Consider the following 17316-nt stretch of genomic DNA (forward strand, 5'->3'; position numbering starts at 1 on the left):
GCCGTTACTGGACCTGCGCCTTACGCCGGGAGCGGATCAGGCTTCCGGCAGGAAATCCGGGACCGAGAGATAGCGCTCGCCGGTATCGTAGTTAAAGCCGAGCACGCGGACGTTGTCGGGCAGGTCGGGCAGCTTCTGCAGGATCGCGGCGAGCGAGGCGCCCGAGGAGATGCCGACGAGCATGCCTTCCTCCGATGCGGCGCGGCGTGCCATGTCCTTGGCAACCGCGGCGTCGACCTCGATCACCCCGTCGATCGCCTGCGTGTGGAGGTTTGCCGGGATGAAGCCGGCGCCGATGCCCTGGATCGGGTGCGGGCCGGGCTGGCCGCCGCCGATGACGGGCGAGGCGGCGGGCTCGACCGCATAGACCTTGAGGTTCGGCCATTCCTTCTTCAGCGTTTCGGCGACGCCAGTGATGTGGCCGCCGGTGCCGACGCCAGTGATGATCACGTCGATCGGCGTGTCGCGGAAGTCGTTCAGGATTTCCTGCGACGTGGTGCGGACGTGGACGTCGATGTTGGCGGCATTCTCGAACTGCTGCGGCATCCACGAATTGGGCGTCGAGTCGACCAACGCCAGCGCGCGCTCGATCGCGCCCTTCATGCCCTTTTCGCGCGGCGTGAGGTCGAAAGTCGCGCCGTACGCCAGCATCAGCCGGCGGCGTTCGAGCGACATGCTTTCGGGCATGACGAGGACGAGCTTGTAGCCTTTCACCGCCGCCACCATCGCGAGGCCGATGCCGGTGTTGCCGCTGGTCGGCTCAATGATCGTGCCGCCGGGCTTGAGATCGCCCGACGCTTCCGCTGCCTCGATCATTGCGAGCGCGATGCGGTCCTTGATCGACCCGCCGGGGTTCGCCCGCTCGGACTTGATCCAAACTTCGGATCCGGGGAACAGCCGCTGCATGCGGATGTGCGGCGTGTTGCCGATGGTGTCGAGGATCGTGTTCGCCTTCATGGTCAGGCTCCTGCGTGCTGGGTTTCGGGGGGGACGACCGAGAGGGGATGCTCGGGTGGATCAAAGGTCTTGGCACGCTTCAGTTCCGGGAACAGCCGTGCCCATAGCATTGTCACCGCGATCGCGCCGACGGCGCCGACCACCACGGCGGCGACTGGTCCGACCAGCGAGGCCAGCAGGCCGCTTTCCGCTTCGCCAAGCTCGTTCGAGGCCGAGATGGTGAGCTGGCTGACCGCGCTGACGCGGCCGCGCATCTCGTCCGGCGTGTGGAGCTGGATCAGCGAGCCGCGGACGTACATCGAGACCATGTCGGCGCTGCCCGCGATGACCAGTGCGACGAGGCTGAGCGGGAAGCTCTTCGACAGGCCGAAGACGAGGATTGCAGCCCCGAAGACGATGACTGAGATTAGCATCTTGCGCCCAACATCGGTCCGCATCGGGCGGAATGACAGCAGCACGCCGGTCACCGACGCGCCGATCCCCATGCCCGCGGCGAGGAAGCCGAGGCCGGTGGGGCCGACGTGGAGGATGTCGCGCGCGTAGATCGGCAGCAGTGCGGTGGAGCCGGCGAGCAGCACCGCGAACAGATCGAGCGTGATCGCCGCCTGCACCAGCCGGTTGCGCTTCACATACGAAAAGCCCTCGATGATCCGTGCGAGCGGCCTCTTGTCCTTCTGCGCGGCGGGCTGGGGCACGCGGCCGATCGTTAGCAGCAGCACCAGCGCGACCGCGAACATCACGCTCATCCCGGCATAGGCGGCGATCGGATCGATCGCGAACAGCAGCCCGCCGACGCTCGGCCCGGCGATGAAGCCGACCTGCATCGCGATCGAGCCGAGCGCAATCGCGGTTGGCAGGCTTTCGCGCGGCACCAGATTGGGGGCGAGCGCCGAATAGGCCGGCCCGGCAAAGGCGCGCGCGATCCCGACGAACACCGCCGCGCCGAACAGCGCCGGTAGCCCGAGCCACCCCTCCCACGTCGCGAAGCCAAGCAGCGCGGTGGTGACTGCCAGCAGCGTAGTGGTTCCGCGGACGATCCATCGCCGGTCCACCGAATCCGCGATCAGCCCGACCAGCGGGGTCAGCAGGAACAGCGGTATGAATTGCGCAAGCCCGATCATGCCAAGCATGAACGCGGCGTCGCGGATGTCCATCGTCTCGCGTGCGATGCTGTACACTTGCCACCCGAGGACGATGGCGAGCGCGGATTGCGCGATCGTGCTGGCGAGCCGCGCCAGCCAGTAGCTGCGGTAATTGGCGATCCGGAGCGGATGAGTGGCGGATGACATGCAGCGCGGGACTTAGGTCGGCGCGGGGCAGCGCACAAGAATTCCGAGTTGCACGGCGGGGATTGGGGGCTTGGGGGTATGCAGAAGCGACAGCGGGCGTCGCTCCCAGTACGTTGCACGCCGCGCGCTTCCGGGCCTATAGGCGCTGCTCCCTTCCCCAGGAACCCCGAGGTCCAACCCCGTGGCAAGAACGCCCCGCGCGAAGAGCGCCGAACCAGCCGTCCCCAATCGTGAACGCCCGGCGGAGCCGCAGCCCTATGCGGCATCGAAGGACGAGCTGCTGCAATTCTACAAGGACATGCTGCTGATCCGGCGGTTCGAGGAGAAAGCCGGACAGCTTTATGGCCTGGGGCTGATTGGCGGCTTCTGCCATCTGTACATCGGGCAGGAAGCCGTCGCGGTGGGGCTGCAATCCGCGCTGTCGGACAAGGACAGCGTGATCACCGGCTATCGCGATCACGGCCATATGCTGTTGTGCGGCATTCCGCCCAAGGACGTGATGGCCGAGCTCACCGGGCGCCAGGCCGGCATCTCGAAGGGCAAGGGCGGCTCGATGCACATGTTCAGCGTCGAGCATAAATTCTACGGTGGGCATGGCATCGTCGGCGCGCAGGTGTCGCTAGGCACCGGCCTCGGCTTCTCGCACAAGTACAAGGGCGATGGCGGGGTGTGCCTCGCCTATTTCGGCGACGGCGCGGCGAACCAGGGCCAGGTGTACGAAAGCTTTAACATGGCCGAACTGTGGAAGCTGCCGGTGATCTTCGTCATCGAAAACAACCAGTACGCGATGGGCACGAGCGTCAATCGCGCCTCGGCCGAGGACCAATTGTATCGCCGCGGCGAGAGCTTCCGCATTCCCGGCATCCAGATCGACGGGATGGACGTGCTGGCGGCGCGCGGCGCGGCCGAGACGGCGCTGGAGTGGGTGCGCGCCGGTAAAGGCCCGATCATCCTCGAGATGAAGACTTATCGCTATCGCGGCCATTCAATGTCCGACCCGGCGAAATATCGCAGCCGCGAGGAAGTCCAGGCGGTGCGGGACAAGTCCGACCCGATCGAGCACGTCAAGAAGCTGCTCGAGGCCGAAGGCGTGAAGGAGGATGAGCTCAAGAAGATCGAGGTCGAGATCCGCAGGCAAGTAAGCGAGGCGGCGGACTTTGCCGAGAGCACGCCGGAGCCCGAGCCGCAGGAGCTGTATACTGACGTGCTGGTGGGGAAGTATTGAGATGGCGATCGACATCAAGATGCCGGCACTTTCGCCCACGATGGAAGAGGGCACGCTCGCCAAGTGGCTCGTCAAGGAAGGCGATGCGGTGAAGTCCGGCGACATCATGGCCGAGATCGAGACCGACAAGGCGACGATGGAATTCGAGGCGGTCGACGAGGGCGTCGTCGGCAAGATCCTGGTCGCCGAGGGGACCGATAACGTGAAGGTCGGGACGGTGATCATGCAGCTCGACGCCGAAGGCGATGCGGCGCCGGAGTCGAACGATGCGGCTCCCGCGCCCGACACCAAGGCCGACGAGACGAAGGACGACAAGGTCGAGGATTCGGCGCACCCGGCGCAGGAGAAGGTGGACACCGGTGCGCGACAAATGTTCAACGCGGCCAAGCGTGGTGCGGCGGTGAGCGATCCCGCCGTTCCGCAAGGCACCGAGATGGTGAAGCAGACGCTGCGCGAGGCGCTGCGCGATGCAATGGCGGAGGAGATGCGGACCGACGACCGCGTGTTCGTAATGGGCGAGGAAGTCGCGCAATATCAGGGTGCGTACAAGGTGACGCAGGGGCTGCTCGACGAGTTCGGCGAGCGCCGCGTGATCGATACGCCAATCACTGAATATGGCTTTGCCGGCGTCGGCACCGGCGCGGCGATGGGCGGCCTTCGCCCGATAGTCGAGTTCATGACGTTCAACTTCGCGATGCAGGCGATCGACCATATCGTGAATTCCGCCGCCAAGACGAACTACATGTCGGGCGGGCAGATGCGCTGCCCGATCGTGTTCCGCGGGCCGAACGGCGCCGCCAGCCGCGTCGGCGCGCAGCATTCGCAGAATTATGCGCCGTGGTATGCGAGCGTCCCCGGGCTGATCGTGATCGCGCCGTATGACGCCGCCGACGCCAAGGGGCTGCTGAAGGCGGCGATTCGCAGCGAGGATCCGGTCGTGTTCCTTGAGAATGAGCTGCTGTACGGCCGCTCGTTCGAAGTGCCCAAGCTGGACGACTGGGTATTGCCGATCGGCAAGGCGCGCGTGATGCGCGAGGGCAAGGACGTGACGATCGTGAGCTACTCGATCGGCGTCGGCCTCGCGCTTGAAGCGGCCGAGACGCTGGCGGGCGAGGGGATCGACGCCGAAGTGATCGACCTGCGCACGCTGCGCCCGCTGGACAAGGATGCGGTGCTCAAGAGCCTCGCCAAGACGAACCGCGTCGTGGTGGCCGAGGAAGGCTGGCCGACGTGCGGCATCGCGAGCGAGATCATCGCGATCTGCATGACCGAAGGCTTCGACGATCTCGACGCGCCGGTGCTGCGCGTGTGCAACGAGGACGTGCCGCTGCCCTATGCGGCGAATCTGGAGAAGATGGCGCTGATTTCGTCGGACCGGATCGTCGAGGCGGTGAAGAAGGTGACGTATCGGGGGTGAACGGGCGACTGCAACTGACGAAATCCGTTCGTCCTAAGCTTGTCGAAGCGCTGCCCATCCTTCGCGGTGGACCGTATCATACAGCGACGGGCTGGGCTTTGTCAGAGTCACTCCGAACGGATCGGGCTACGTTTCGGTATAACGGCTGCAGGTGTACCGCGTCGCGGCTGGCGACGGATTGTAGATCTGCGTGAACACGCGTTTGTCGCGCACGATGAACGATGCGATGTAATGAATGCGTGCGGATCCGCCCGGCAACCACGCGCTGCTGACGACCGGCTTGTATTGATAGTTAACCTCGACAAACATCACACCGGAGTTCGGCGGTGCGGTCACCTTGCTGCCCGTCGGCCCCATACCGGCCGCACCCGGAATTTCGTAGCCCGCGGTCGCGCTGGTTGCATCGGTGCCGGCGCTGTCCGTGGTCGTACCATAATGCGAGTTGAAGTCCGCGCGCTCCGCGGCAGGGGCATCGGGCTTCCCCTTGGTGCCAAGACAGCGCTGCCAGTGGATCATCTGTTTACCGCTTTTCTCCTCCAGGCTCGACACGATGATCCGTCCTCGCGCGGTGAGATCCCACGGATCGCCTTGTAGCTGAGCGGCGGTGAGCACGTCGTTCATGTCGATCTCGCGCAATTGCGAGGTGTTGTTCGACTGGATTTCGCCGACGCGGGAAGCGTTGTCGGCGAGATTCAATGCCACCTGGCTGACGCGCAGGTTCGCCAGCGCGAGGTTGGCGGTCTCGACGCCATACAGGCCGATCCCGAGCACCAGCGGCAGCGCAAAGGCGAACTCCAGCAGCGCCAGGCCACTGGTATCGCTGCGCAGCCGCTGCGCGAGCGCGGGAATGCGGCGGATCATGTGCACACCTGTTTAATCGTGGCGATCGTCTGGGTCTTGTACGGCTGGTTCTTGAGCAAGGTCGTGGCGGAAATCTGCGCCTTCGCCGACCAGCCGAACATGCGCGCAACGGGGAAGATGCGGGGATAGGTGACGGACATTGTATATTTGGTCACATCGTTGGCGCCGCCCTGGCTTGCCCGGCCCGGATCGGCGTCCCATTGCTTGTTGCCATTGACGTCGTCGTAGCATTCGCCGGCGTCGCGCGTGCCGTTGCCGTTGCCGTCGGTGAAGTTCTCCGGTTTCACGAGGGCAAACGAGCTGTAGCTGCGGCGCTGCGACGTGAACTCCGCGTTCTTCGCGATGTTCTTAACCATCGTCTCGACCTTGTCGTCGAGCGCGTCGCCGTTCGTCACGTTCAGTTCGAGCGCGGAATCGCGCCCGGCCTTTTGCATCGCGCCATCTAGGATCGATTGCAGATAGGCCTGATAGAGCAGGTCACCGAGGCCCATCAGCAGCGTCATCATCACCGGGGCCACGATCGCGAACTCGATGATCGTCGCACCCCGCTGATCACGGGCGAGGCGGCAAGACACCTGCCTCACTTCGACACTCGAAGCATCGCGACTTGCTTGGCGATCCTCTTGAAGGTGTCGGACAGCCCGGTGCCGCTGGTCGTATCTAGGGCCTGGCCGATGTTCGACGCGCAACTGGTCAGCTCAGTGGTGGTATCCATGCCGATCGCGACCGTCCACACGTCAATACCGATTGTCCTCGCCTTGTTGCACGCCTCAAGGAAGCGGGCGTTGTGATAATCGGTCAGGCTGGAGAACGTGCCGCCAGATATCCGCCGATCGAACTGCTCGAGTCCGTACAGGCCGTAGATCGTCTGGCTCGGCGCCATGGCACCGTCGGTGAGGAACACGATCACGCGGTTTGGTTGCGCTCGACCCGCCCACGGTGCGGTATCCGCGGCGAAAATGCCGTTGGGAGACAGCATCCGCACACCCCAGATCATGCCGGTATCATGATAGGTGCCGCCGACCGCCTTGAAATCTGTCGCGTCGACATAGGCGTTGACCTGTGCGGCAGTCATTTCCGAAAGGCGTTTCACCGGCTTGCCGCAGGTGATGAAGCCGTTCCTGAAGTTACTCTCCGTCGCCCAGGGAGGAGCCGCGTTAGCATCATCGCCGTTGGTGATGCCCTCTCCCGTGCCCCCGAACGAGCAGGTGCCCCACCAATTGCAGGTGCGGTTGCGGCCGTAGATGACGCTCGCCCACATCGGCTTCCAGCGAGTGGAGATATCGCTGGTCGGGATCAGGTCGGGGTCAAGATCCTTTGAGGCGGCAGTGAAGCTCGTCACACCAGCCTCGGTATCCCGCTCTTCGATGCAGCCGTCCCATTTCGTGGTCTCGCCGGTCACCTTGGTGGGATCGGTGACGGCCGCGCCGGTGATGAAGGACGACACGTCCTGTTCGTATCGGCCGTAGATCCACTGCGGGCTCAGAGTGTTGACGCGATATTGGCAGCGGTCGGTCCCCGACGTCGTCCAGCGATATTCAGTCTGCGATGCAGTGCCGTTCGACTGGTAGGTTTTTGCGGTCGTGGGGTCGCGGGTGGTCGTTAGCGCATTGCACTGGGTTTGCGTCCGCGTCGGCGAAAGGTCGGTCCACGCGCCGGTAGCAGACGTATAATCGTCCCTGACCTTGCGAGTCTGGTAGAACCACTTGTCGCCACTGCTACCGCCCACGAGATACGACGGCGATACCGAGTAGATCGCTTTTCCGGCGTTCACCGTGGATGTGTAGGTAACGAACCCATATCGAATGTGCGTGCTCGAATCCGCGTTCGCGGCCATTGTCGAGTAGAAGTCCTTCACCGCCTGCCGCAGCGCGCCGATGCGTGACCCACCCGCGCCGCTTGATTCGGTAACGGCATAGCCAGTCGAGCCCAGATAGCCGCTCACCGCATTCGTATCGCTTGTCGGACGCGTGTAGGCGGTCGACTTCCCGTTTACGTAGGAGGTGCAATCGGCATTGCTCATCTCCGGCGGACACGCCATCGATCCGGTCGTATCGAGCACGAACATCACGTCCGTATCCGCCACGTCGTAGCGCGCCTCGCACGTGACGTTCAGCGTCACGTCCGGCGTCTTGAACATCTTCATCACCGTCATCGGCACGACGACGGAGGCGGCGCCGGCGACTTGATTGTCGGCTGTCTTGGTCGGCGTGAAGCTGACCGTGTTGGTGCGCATCCAGCCGTTGGTGAAGTTGTTGTTGAAGAAAGTGGTGGCGCGAGAAACCGCTGTGGTATCAAGCGCCGATGAATTGGTATCGGTCATGAACTTGCGGCCGGCCAGCACGCCGGCGTCGCACGCCTGCTGCAGTCTCACCTTTACGACATACAGCCGCGCCATATCGACGGCTGAGCCGGCCAGGGCGGAAACCGGGATGAGGGCGATCGCCATCACCGCCAGCGTGTTGCCGCGCACGTCGCGCCGCAGCCGCCCTAGAAACGTCGTGATGATCGTAGTACCCGCCCGCATGGTTGCTCGATTTGAAGTGGTGATCCCTGCGTGGCGCTATGCCGCGTGAGCCGCTAAGCCGGCCTCAAACGACATGGTTAACGACGCGGAAACCTTCGGGATCGACCCGGCGGGCGGGCATCCGGAGCGGGTGCTGGCGCTGGGGTACGCGCCTGTCGCCGCGCGCGACGGGGTGGCCGCGGTGTTTGCGCTGGATGCGACGCTGGCGAAGCTGGCGCTCGGCACGCGCGATGCGATGGTGGCGCAGCTGCGGCTGACGTGGTGGTACGAGGCGTTGATGGGGATCGGTACGGGTGCGGCGCCGGCGCAGCCGATCCTGCGCGCGCTTGTCGCGGCGGGCGCGGACGGGCCGGCGCTGGCGGGGATGGAAGAGGGCTGGGAGCTGTTGCTCGCTGCCCCCGACGATGCGGCGCTGGGGGCGTTTGCCGAGGCGCGCGGGCTGGCGTTTCGCGAGGCGGCGCGGCTGGCTGGGGCCGCGGATGATGTGGCGGCGGCGGGGGCCGGGTGGGCGCTGGCGGATCTGGCGCCTGCCACGGCCGATGCCGGGCTGGCGGCGCGGGCGCGAGCGATGGCTGCACCCTTGCTGGAGCGCGCGGCTCGGCAGCGGTGGAGCGGTGCGGGGCGGTTTCTCGGGGCGCTGGTGCATGTTGCGCGGGCGGATCTGGCGGGAGTGCGGCCGATCGGGGCGCCGTCGCGGGTGGCGCGGCTGGCTTGGCATCGGATGACGGGGCGGTAGGATGCGGTGGGCGGTGGGAGACTTTCGGCGATGTGGCGGTATCTGGCGGGGGGTGTGGCGGCGCTACTGATGGTGGCGGCGGGGTGGATGGTGTTTTCGGGGCGGGCGCGGAGCGATCCGGTGCTGCCACCTGCGCCACAGGCAGTTGCCGCTGGCGAGGTGGCGGTGGACGATGCGCCGGTGCCGGAGGCTAGCGAGAAGACGCGCGAGGAGAAGCGCTTCGATCGGTACGACAAGGATCGCAACGGGAAAATCGCGCGGGAGGAATATCTCGCGTCTCGGCGCAAGGCGTTTGCGAAGCTCGATGCGAATGGCGACGGGCGGCTGTCGTTCGAGGAATGGGGGGCGAAGACGCTGGCAAAATTCGCCGGGGCGGACGGCGACAAATCGGGCGCGATGGATCGCACCGAATTCGCCACCACCGCGGTCAAACGCTCGGCCAGGCCCAAGTGCGTCTGTCCGGTGGTGGCGGACGGGGACAATTAGGCCGCCAGCCACTCCGCCAGCGCGGTGCGGGCGCGATCGGTGTACATCTTCTTGCGATCGGCCTTCTTGGTGCGGCCCTCGATCGGCGGGAAGAGCCCGAAGTTGACGTTCATCGGCTGATACGTCTCCGCCACCGCGGCGCCGGTGATGTGGTGGAGCAGCGCGCCGAGCGCGGTTTCGGCCGGGGGCGGAGGCATCGCCGTGCCGCTCAGTTCGGCGGCGGCGAAGCGACCGGCCAGCATCCCGATCGCGGCGCTTTCGACATAGCCCTCGCAGCCGGTGATCTGGCCGGCGAAGCGCACGTTCGGGCGCGATTTCAGCCGCAGTTCGGGATCGAGCAGCTCAGGCGAGCGCAGGAAGGTGTTCCGGTGGAGGCCGCCGAGGCGGGCGAATTCGGCGTTTTCCAGTCCGGGGATGGTGCGGAACAGGCGTACCTGCTCGGCGTGCTTGAGCTTGGTCTGGAAGCCGACGATGTTCCACAGCGTGCCCGCGGCATTGTCTTGCCGCAGCTGGACGCAGGCATAGGGCCAGCGGCCTTGCGGATGTTCGTCGGTCGCGGTGCCGGGCTGGTCGAGCCCGACGCCTTTCATCGGGCCGTAGCGCAAGGTCTCACGGCCGCGCTCGGCCATCACCTCGATCGGCATGCAGCCTTCGAAATAGGGCACGTTCTCCCATTCGCGCGGCACGCTCTTCTCGCCGGCGAGCAGGCCTTCGACGAAGGCGTCGTATTGCTCGCGGGTGAGCGGGCAGTTGATGTAATCGGTGCCGTCGCCCTTGTTGTAGCGCGACTGGAACCACGCGGTGCCCATGTCGATGCTGTCGCGATGGACGATAGGGGCGATCGCATCGAAGAAGGCGAGCGCGTCCTTGCCCGTCTCCGCGGCGATCGCTTCGGACAGCGCTGGCGCCGTCAGTGGCCCGGTGGCGATGATCGCCGGACCTTCCGGCAGCGTATCGACGCGCTCGCGAACGATCGTGATGTTCGGGTGCGCCGCCAGCGCCGCGGTGACGGCGGCGGAGAAACCGTCGCGATCGACCGCCAGCGCCGAGCCGGCGGGGACCTTGTGGATATCGCCCTGCGCCAGGATCAGCGAGCCGAGCGTGCGCATCTCCTGGTGGATCAGCCCGACCGCATTGCTCTCCGCATCGTCGGAGCGGAAGCTGTTCGAGCAGACGAGCTCGGCGAGGTGATCGGTGTGGTGCGCGGGGGTATTCTCCCCGCTGCCGCGCATTTCGGAAAGGCGAACGGTGTGGCCGGCCTCGGCGAGCTGCCAGGCCGCCTCGCTCCCGGCGAGCCCGCCGCCGATGACGTGGATGTCGTGGGTCATCGCAAGCCCGTAGCGGGGAGGGGGCGGAAAGGGAATTGCTGGCGGTTGGGGCGGGGGTGCGGCGATGCTGCGGTGCCGCGAATGTTGACAATGTTGAGGCTGTGGCGGGGTTTTCTCCAACGGGCCTCAACATTCGTGGTGGGGATGGGGGATGGCATGGGTGCGACTTTTACAGGTCGGGCGGGGTGTAGGACAGTTCGGCGATGCACCGACCTTTAAGGCCGGATGTGCAAAGCGTCGGCGGTGACATCGGGACTCATCCGCACGGCGCTTCTCTTCATCGGTGTACCGGTGACGCTCGCCTTGATGTTCGGCGCGAGCCTCTGGCCGCTGTTGGTCGCCTATGGAGCGTGGTTCGGACTGATGTTCTGGAGTGCGCGGCGCGGGGGGCGCAAGACAGGCGGCAAGCGGCTCGACCTGTCGGCCGTTGCGTTCATGCTGTTCCTCATCTTCGGGTTGCCGGTGGCGCTGGCATCGGTTGTGGCGACGAGCTGGGTGGCGATCCTGATCGCCTACGCGATTTGGTTCGGCCTGCTGGGGTTGTGGGTCGTCCAGGGGCTGCGGTCGCGCAGGGTGACGAGCGGTGAGGCGACGGGATGGCCGTTGATCGGGGCGATGTTCCTGACGATGGCGGTGGTGCCGGTGCTGACCTTGCTATTGCGGTTGACGGGGCTGGTGTAGGGTCGCTGGCATTCCGTTGCCGGCACGGTTGCCGCCGATGACGTGAATGTCGTTGGTCATCGCTGACTAGTGGCGGGGACGGGCGGGGGGGATTGCTGTTCAGATGGGCACGGCAAGCGGACAAACGCGGGCACTTAAGGCCTTGGCCAAGCGTTGCCCCTTGAGATCCTGTAGGAATCATCTGGAAGTTGTTTCCGGTTGCTGGTCCAAGCCGGCACAGACAAGACTCTTGCCTTTCGCAAGGCGTTGACCTCGCGTCCTAGTGCGGATCGGCTTACAACGTGTTCCGATAGGACGTTGGGCCAGACGTGCTCCCAGGCGATGCCAGTGTCACCCAAGGGGATCATCCGCAACATCATCTCGCGAGCAGCAACCCGCTCGCGAGCAAGCGCGGCATCGAGTCTCAAATCGCGCGAGGGTTCCGGTGGACCAAACAGAAAGCCCTGCCCCGTCGAGGTAATCGCCTGAATTTGCATTCGTCCAGCTACAGCGGCCTGTTCTTCCAACGCCTTGATTTGACAATCGCGGAACACCTCAATTCCGGGCGGTTTCCTTGTGCCATATACGAGGTAGTAGAAGGTCCTGCTCTTGCCCGGGTACTGAACTTCTACATCTGCAACGTAGCGAAATCCGCCCACGTTGCGCACGGCTTCTTTAAACCATCGCAAGAATGCGCGTTTTCGAGCTTCCGGAGTAGAAGCGGGATCAGCTTCCAACCGATTTAGCTCATCACGCCAGTTGACGCCGACAAACAGCCGATCGAACGTTGGCTGCAGTTGCGGCAGATTGGTGAAACGGTTCGCGAAGTCGAACATAAAATTAAAGACAACTTCGCTGCGTTCACGCGAAAGGAGAGGCTTTAATCGCGCCATATCTAACGCGAATCCTTTAGGATCGATCAGAGAGAAGCTGAATGCCCCTGCGGGGATCGTGCCGGCGATGTCTGCAACAACGTCTAGAAAATCGTCTTTGTACGGCGTCACCTGCACAGCAGGGAAATGAGAACCGATACCCTGCAGTTGCAGGAACGCCGATGCATTTCGCTCTACGAGATGCGCAGACATTTTCACGTTTCTGGACCTGCTCGCTGCTCCAGACCAGTAATCACTGGCCTCTGTCAGTGACTTAAGCGCGATGCCGAATGAAGTATCGCTATAGTTTTCGGCCCCGCTTTTCCAAGGACCAGAAAATCCGTCTACGTACACAATATGATCTGCGAAGCTGCCGATCTTATGAACCAAGCGCCCCAAATACTGGCGAAGGAAGAGGTGCTTGATGTAAGCCTGCTCGCGTCCGACATACTCCGGTGGAACCGGCGGAGCAAAAGTAGTCGTCATGCGGCGGCTAGGCTTGGCATTTCATTCCATTCTTTGCCGTCGAGTGACCGACCACCAGACTTTGGCCTGATACCTCCCCATTGCTTGAAGAAGAAAGCGACATTCTGCTCATCGCATTGACGCTGGATGTCTCGCACCCAGTCAGCAGACATTGGCCTAGCCTTCGGCCCACTTTCTCCGCCTACGATTACCCAATGAATGCCGGCCAAATTAATCGGACCAACAGCGCCAATAAGTGGCTCAATAGAAAGAAAGCGTACCCCAGCTGGCGCGGACCTCAGATGCTCGATCCGCGACTTCGCCTTGGCTTCCTCCACCGAGACGCCAAGCCAAATGTGTCCTGGTGCCGCCCGGCTCTTATAGCGGCGTTTTAGATACTCGCGCATCAAAGAGCTTCGCTTCGTCAATACCTGAAATACGTGCCAGTTAGCTCGCTCCATAGTGTCGAAAACAAGATCAACGAACGTGTGCGGAACCTCCTTGTGGAAGAGGTCGCTCATAGAATTGACAAAAATCATGCGCGACCGCCGCCACGCGAGCGGCTGATTTACTCTGCCCGGCCGTAACGTGAGGTCGAAGCCGCTTTCGAAGGGATGGCCTGGCACTCCGCGAAAGCGCTCAGCGAAGCGCAATGCGTAACAGTTGTCGCAACCAGCGGTGATCTGGGTACATCCAGTCACCGGGTTCCACGTCGCATCAGTCCATTCAATGGCGCTACCGTCCGCCATATTGCCCCCTCAGAACAGATGTGGAACATCGCACGGCGCAGATAAGAATGCAACGTTAGATGACGAGCGCCGCAATTGCGACGTGCCAGTAACTTCGGACGCGTGGTCAAGATAATTGTACCAAGAGAGCGCGTGTAGGGTTACCCTCCACCACTCGCCTGGGGCGAGCGGTTTCGCCTCCCCGAGCGAGCTCGGGGAGGATTTAGCCCGCCGCTTTCGCCAGCCCCTTCGACAGTTGCAGCGCGCCGTGCAGCCGGGCGGCTGGGTCGGCCCAGTTGCGCGTCAGCGCCAGCTTCGAATCCGGGCGCAGCTTCGCGATGCCGCCGAGCTTTTCGACGTACGCCAGCAGGCCGTCGATGTTGGGCGGCTTGTCGTCGTGGAAGCTCACCAGCGCGCCCTTTGGCCCCACGTCCATCTTCGAAACGCAGGCGACCTTGGCGTTCATCTTGATCTCGATGACCTTCACCAGATTGTCGGTCGCCTCGGGCAGGGCGCCGAAGCGGTCGATCATTTCGGCGGCGAAGGCGTCGAGGTCGGGCTTGCTGTCGAGATCGTTGAGGCGGCGGTAAAGGCCCATGCGAAGGTCGAGATCGGGGACGTATTCCTCGGGGATCAGGATCGGCGTGTCGACGGTGATCTGCGGCGAGAAATCGCGCGGGCGGCTGGCCATGCCGCCGGCGCGCGCGTCCATGATCGCTTCCTCGAGCATCGACTGGTATAGCTCGTAGCCGACTTCCTTGATGTGGCCGGACTGTTCGTCGCCCAGCAGATTGCCCGCGCCGCGGATGTCGAGATCGTGGCTGGCGAGCTGGAAGCCGGCGCCCAGGCTGTCGAGATCGCTGAGCACCTTGAGGCGCTTTTCGGCGGCGTCGGTCATCATCCGTTCGGGGGGCGTGACCATATAGGCATAAGCGCGCGTCTTCGAGCGGCCGACGCGACCGCGCAGCTGGTAAAGCTGCGCCAGGCCGAAGCGATCGGCGCGGTTGACGATCAGCGTGTTGGCCGAGGGGATGTCGATGCCGCTCTCGATGATCGAGGTGGAGATGAGCACTTCAAACTTCTTTTCCACGAAGGCCGACATGCGCTCCTCGACCTGCGCCGGCGCCATCTGGCCGTGCGCGATGACGTAGCGGATCTCGGGGACTTCCTTGCGCAGGAATTCCTCGATGTCGGGCAGATCGGCGATGCGCGGGGTGACGAGGAAGCTTTGCCCGCCGCGGTAATGCTCGCGCAGCAGCGCCTCGCGCAGGACGACGGGATCCCAGGGCATCACATAAGTGCGCACCGCGAGGCGATCGACCGGCGGAGTCTGGATGACGGAGAGTTCGCGCAGGCCGCTCATCGCCATCTGCAGCGTGCGCGGGATCGGCGTGGCGGTGAGCGTGAGGACGTGGACGTCGGCCTTGAGCGCCTTCAGCCGTTCCTTGTGGGTGACGCCGAAGCGCTGCTCCTCGTCGACGACGACGAGGCCGAGGCGCTTGAAATCGATGCCCTTGGCGAGGAGGGCGTGCGTGCCGATCACGACGTCGAGCTGGCCGGAGGCGAGGCCTTCCTTGACGCGCTTCGCTTCGGCGGCGGGGACGAGGCGCGAGAGGCGGCCGATCTCGATCGGGAAGCCTTCGAAGCGCGTGGTGAAATTGAGGTGATGCTGGCGCGCGAGGAGCGTGGTGGGGCAGACGATCGCGACCTGCATGCCGGCCATCGCCGCGACGAAGGCGGCGCGCAACGCGACCTCGGTCTTGCCGAAGCCGACGTCGCCGACGATGAGCCGGTCCATCGGCTTGCCGGCGGAGAGGTCGGCGAGCGTTTCCTCGATCGCGCGGTCCTGATCGTCGGTTTCCTGATAGGGGAAGCGATCGACGAAGCCGGGGTAGCCGCTGGAATCGGGCTCGGCGATCTCGCCGGGGCGCAGCGCGCGGGCGGCGGCGGTGGCCATCAGCTCGCCGGCGATCTCGCGGATCCGCTCCTTCATCTTCGACTTGCGGCGCTGCCAGCCCTCGCCGCCGAGCCGATCGAGGCTGGCGCCCTCTTCGCCGGCGCCATAGCGCGAGAGGACTTCGAGGTTCTCGACCGGCACGTAGAGCTTGTCGCCGCCGGCGTATTCGAGCTGGACGCAATCGTGCGGCGCCTTGGCGACCGGCACCTGCGTCAGCCCGACGTAGCGGCCGATGCCGTGATCGGTGTGGACGACGAGATCGCCGGGGGAGAGCGTGGCGAGCTCGGCGAGGAAGGCGTCGGCGGACTTGCGGCGCTTGGCGCGGCGGATGAGGCGGTCACCGAGCATGTCCTGCTCGGTGAGAACGGCGACGTTGGGGGCGGTGAAGCCGTGGTCGAGCGGCAGGACGATCAGCGCGACCTGCGTCTCGCCGACGCCGAGCGCCTCCTGCCATGTCTCGGCCAGCTTCGTGCCGGTGAGGCCGTGGTCCCGGAGCAGATGGCCGAGGCGATCGCGCGCGCCGATCGAATAGCTGGCGAGGACGGGGGTGCGGCCGTCGCGGCGGAGTTTGGCGAGGTGATCGACGACGGCTTCGTAGACGTTGCCGCCGGTGTTGCCCGCCATCCGCTCGGGGCCGAAATCGCGCGGGCCGTCGACGCCGAAGTCGATCACGGTCTTGGATTCGGGCTCGTGGAACGGGGTGGTGACGTGCGCGGCGGTGGTGACCAGCGCTTCGTCCCACTCCTTCGGCGCGAGGTACAAGGTCTTCGCGGGGAGCGCGCGGTAGCTGCCGGGTTGCGCGGCCTCGGCGCGTTTGCGGTTCTCGTAATAATCGGCGACCGATTCGAAGCGGGAATCGCCGGCGGCCTTCACGCCGTGATCGCGGACGATCAGCGCGTCGTCGCCGAGATGGTCGAAGAGCGTTGCTAGCTTCTCCTCGAACAGCGGCAGCCAATGTTCCATGCCGGCGAGGCGGCGGCCGTCGCTGATCGCCTGGTAGAGCGGATCGCCGGTCGCGGTGGCGCCGAAGGTCTCGCGATAGCGGCTGCGGAAGCGCTTGATGCTGTCGTCGTCGAGCAGCGCCTCGGAGGCGGGGAGGAGGGTGAAGCCGGGGAGCTTGCCGGTGGTGCGCTGATCGGCGGGATCGAAGGTGCGGACGCTCTCGATCTCGTCACCGAAGAAATCGAGCCGCAGCGCGTGGGTCTCGCCCGAGGGGAAGAGGTCGACGAGGCCGCCGCGGACGGCGAATTCGCCCGAATCGTGGACGGTATCGGTGCGGACATAGCCGTTGGCCGAGAGGAGCGTGGCGAGCTTGTCGCGGGCGATGCGTTCGCCGGGTTGGAGCGTCGCGACGAGCTGGCGGATGCGGAACGGGGTGAGCGTGCGCTGCGCCGCGGCATTGACGGTGGTGAGGACGAGCTGCGGCGCCTTCAGCTTGTGCTGCAGCCGGTGGAGCGCGCCGATCCGCTCCGCCATGACGCGCAGGGTGGGCGAGGCACGATCGTAGGGCAGGCAATCCCAGGCGGGGAATTCGACGATCTCGAGCTCTGGCGCGAAATAATGCGCGGTGGAGGCGATCGCGCGCATTGCGGCTTCGTCGGGCGCGATGAAGACGGCACGCGTCTTCGCGGCGCGCGCGAGATCGGCGAGGACGCTGGGGAGGAAGCCGGTGGGGACGCCCGACAGGGTTAGGGGGGCGGTGGCGGCTAGGATGGTTTGAAGGTTGGGCATCGAATGCTTTCTAGCCCTCTCCCCTTCAGGGGAGAGGGTTGGGAGAGGGGGAGTGTTCGGGGATTACGGCTTGTTAC

The 17316-nt window shown here is 64.8% G+C and carries 14 protein-coding genes; 5 read left to right on the forward strand and 9 right to left on the reverse strand.

Annotated elements, in window-relative coordinates; translation table 11 throughout:
- Window positions 1–36: 36 nt before the first annotated feature.
- Both cysK and LLW23_RS14525 read right to left on the reverse strand, forming a co-directional pair.
- Window positions 37–957, reverse strand: coding sequence for a cysteine synthase A (gene cysK / locus LLW23_RS14520; RefSeq protein ID WP_228946209.1), 921 nt, complete (start codon window positions 955–957; stop codon window positions 37–39).
- 2 nt (window positions 958–959) lie between these two features.
- Entirely contained in the window at window positions 960–2246 is a 1287-nt protein-coding gene (locus tag LLW23_RS14525; protein ID WP_228946210.1) for an MFS transporter, read from the reverse strand.
- Window positions 2247–2427: 181 nt separating this feature from the next.
- Between LLW23_RS14525 and pdhA the strand changes: the two genes are divergently transcribed.
- Both pdhA and LLW23_RS14535 read left to right on the forward strand, forming a co-directional pair.
- Window positions 2428–3471, forward strand: coding sequence for a pyruvate dehydrogenase (acetyl-transferring) E1 component subunit alpha (gene pdhA, locus LLW23_RS14530; protein WP_228946211.1), 1044 nt, complete (start codon window positions 2428–2430; stop codon window positions 3469–3471).
- Window position 3472: 1 nt separating this feature from the next.
- Window positions 3473–4888: a pyruvate dehydrogenase complex E1 component subunit beta gene (locus LLW23_RS14535; RefSeq protein ID WP_228946212.1), complete on the forward strand. Its 1416-nt coding sequence runs from the start codon at window positions 3473–3475 to the stop codon at window positions 4886–4888.
- Between the two features lie 126 nt (window positions 4889–5014).
- Here the strand turns inward: LLW23_RS14535 and LLW23_RS14540 are convergent, their stop codons facing one another.
- From LLW23_RS14540 to LLW23_RS14550, 3 genes are read right to left on the reverse strand one after another with little or no spacing between them, the layout of a single operon-like run.
- Complete coding sequence (locus tag LLW23_RS14540; protein WP_228946213.1) at window positions 5015–5749, reverse strand: TadE/TadG family type IV pilus assembly protein; 735 nt, start codon at window positions 5747–5749, stop codon at window positions 5015–5017.
- Window positions 5746–6333, reverse strand: a complete 588-nt coding sequence (locus LLW23_RS14545) for a TadE/TadG family type IV pilus assembly protein (protein ID WP_228946214.1) — start codon at window positions 6331–6333, stop codon at window positions 5746–5748. The genes LLW23_RS14540 and LLW23_RS14545 overlap by 4 nt, the downstream gene beginning before the upstream one ends.
- Window positions 6330–8276 (reverse strand): TadE/TadG family type IV pilus assembly protein, encoded by a 1947-nt coding sequence (locus LLW23_RS14550; protein ID WP_228946215.1) that lies wholly within the window; start codon window positions 8274–8276, stop codon window positions 6330–6332. The genes LLW23_RS14545 and LLW23_RS14550 overlap by 4 nt, the downstream gene beginning before the upstream one ends.
- 73 nt (window positions 8277–8349) lie before the next feature.
- Between LLW23_RS14550 and LLW23_RS14555 the strand changes: the two genes are divergently transcribed.
- Complete coding sequence (locus LLW23_RS14555; protein ID WP_228946216.1) at window positions 8350–9012, forward strand: hypothetical protein; 663 nt, start codon at window positions 8350–8352, stop codon at window positions 9010–9012.
- A 30-nt stretch (window positions 9013–9042) separates the two neighbouring features.
- Complete coding sequence (locus LLW23_RS14560) at window positions 9043–9498, forward strand: EF-hand domain-containing protein (RefSeq protein WP_228946217.1); 456 nt, start codon at window positions 9043–9045, stop codon at window positions 9496–9498.
- Here LLW23_RS14560 and trmFO read toward each other — a convergent pair.
- The gene (gene trmFO / locus LLW23_RS14565; protein WP_228946218.1) at window positions 9495–10826 is read right to left on the reverse strand and encodes a methylenetetrahydrofolate--tRNA-(uracil(54)-C(5))-methyltransferase (FADH(2)-oxidizing) TrmFO; all 1332 of its coding nucleotides are present in this window, start codon (window positions 10824–10826) and stop codon (window positions 9495–9497) included. The genes LLW23_RS14560 and trmFO overlap by 4 nt on opposite strands.
- 243 nt (window positions 10827–11069) lie before the next feature.
- On the opposite strand from trmFO, the gene LLW23_RS14570 reads away from it, so the two are divergent.
- Complete coding sequence (locus LLW23_RS14570) at window positions 11070–11507, forward strand: hypothetical protein (protein WP_228946219.1); 438 nt, start codon at window positions 11070–11072, stop codon at window positions 11505–11507.
- A 134-nt stretch (window positions 11508–11641) separates the two neighbouring features.
- On the opposite strand, the gene tcmP is transcribed toward LLW23_RS14570, so the two are convergent.
- The 3 genes from tcmP to mfd form a co-directional block, all read right to left on the reverse strand.
- Window positions 11642–12844 carry a three-Cys-motif partner protein TcmP gene (gene tcmP / locus LLW23_RS14575; RefSeq protein ID WP_228946220.1) on the reverse strand — a complete coding sequence of 401 codons (1203 nt, stop codon included), beginning with the start codon at window positions 12842–12844 and terminating at the stop codon, window positions 11642–11644.
- Window positions 12841–13572, reverse strand: a complete 732-nt coding sequence (locus LLW23_RS14580) for a DUF5131 family protein (protein ID WP_228946221.1) — start codon at window positions 13570–13572, stop codon at window positions 12841–12843. The genes tcmP and LLW23_RS14580 overlap by 4 nt, the downstream gene beginning before the upstream one ends.
- A gap of 202 nt (window positions 13573–13774) precedes the next feature.
- Entirely contained in the window at window positions 13775–17239 is a 3465-nt protein-coding gene (mfd, locus tag LLW23_RS14585; protein ID WP_228946222.1) for a transcription-repair coupling factor, read from the reverse strand.
- Window positions 17240–17316 lie beyond the last annotated feature (77 nt).

This window comes from Sphingomonas radiodurans (genome assembly GCF_020866845.1).
GTDB lineage: Bacteria > Pseudomonadota > Alphaproteobacteria > Sphingomonadales > Sphingomonadaceae > Sphingomonas > Sphingomonas radiodurans.

Excerpts from the sequence above, each read along its gene's own strand:
- tcmP (WP_228946220.1), bottom strand. The coding sequence starts at position 12,844 with ATGACGACTACTTTTGCTCCGCCGGTTCCACCGGAGTATGTCGGACGC.
- LLW23_RS14525 (WP_228946210.1), bottom strand. The coding sequence starts at position 2,246 with ATGTCATCCGCCACTCATCCGCTCCGGATCGCCAATTACCGCAGCTAC.
- LLW23_RS14560 (WP_228946217.1), top strand. The coding sequence starts at position 9,043 with ATGTGGCGGTATCTGGCGGGGGGTGTGGCGGCGCTACTGATGGTGGCG.
- mfd (WP_228946222.1), bottom strand. The coding sequence starts at position 17,239 with ATGCCCAACCTTCAAACCATCCTAGCCGCCACCGCCCCCCTAACCCTG.
- LLW23_RS14535 (WP_228946212.1), top strand. The coding sequence starts at position 3,473 with ATGGCGATCGACATCAAGATGCCGGCACTTTCGCCCACGATGGAAGAG.
- trmFO (WP_228946218.1), bottom strand. The coding sequence starts at position 10,826 with ATGACCCACGACATCCACGTCATCGGCGGCGGGCTCGCCGGGAGCGAG.
- LLW23_RS14555 (WP_228946216.1), top strand. The coding sequence starts at position 8,350 with ATGGTTAACGACGCGGAAACCTTCGGGATCGACCCGGCGGGCGGGCAT.
- cysK (WP_228946209.1), bottom strand. The coding sequence starts at position 957 with ATGAAGGCGAACACGATCCTCGACACCATCGGCAACACGCCGCACATC.
- LLW23_RS14580 (WP_228946221.1), bottom strand. The coding sequence starts at position 13,572 with ATGGCGGACGGTAGCGCCATTGAATGGACTGATGCGACGTGGAACCCG.
- LLW23_RS14540 (WP_228946213.1), bottom strand. The coding sequence starts at position 5,749 with ATGATCCGCCGCATTCCCGCGCTCGCGCAGCGGCTGCGCAGCGATACC.
- LLW23_RS14550 (WP_228946215.1), bottom strand. The coding sequence starts at position 8,276 with ATGCGGGCGGGTACTACGATCATCACGACGTTTCTAGGGCGGCTGCGG.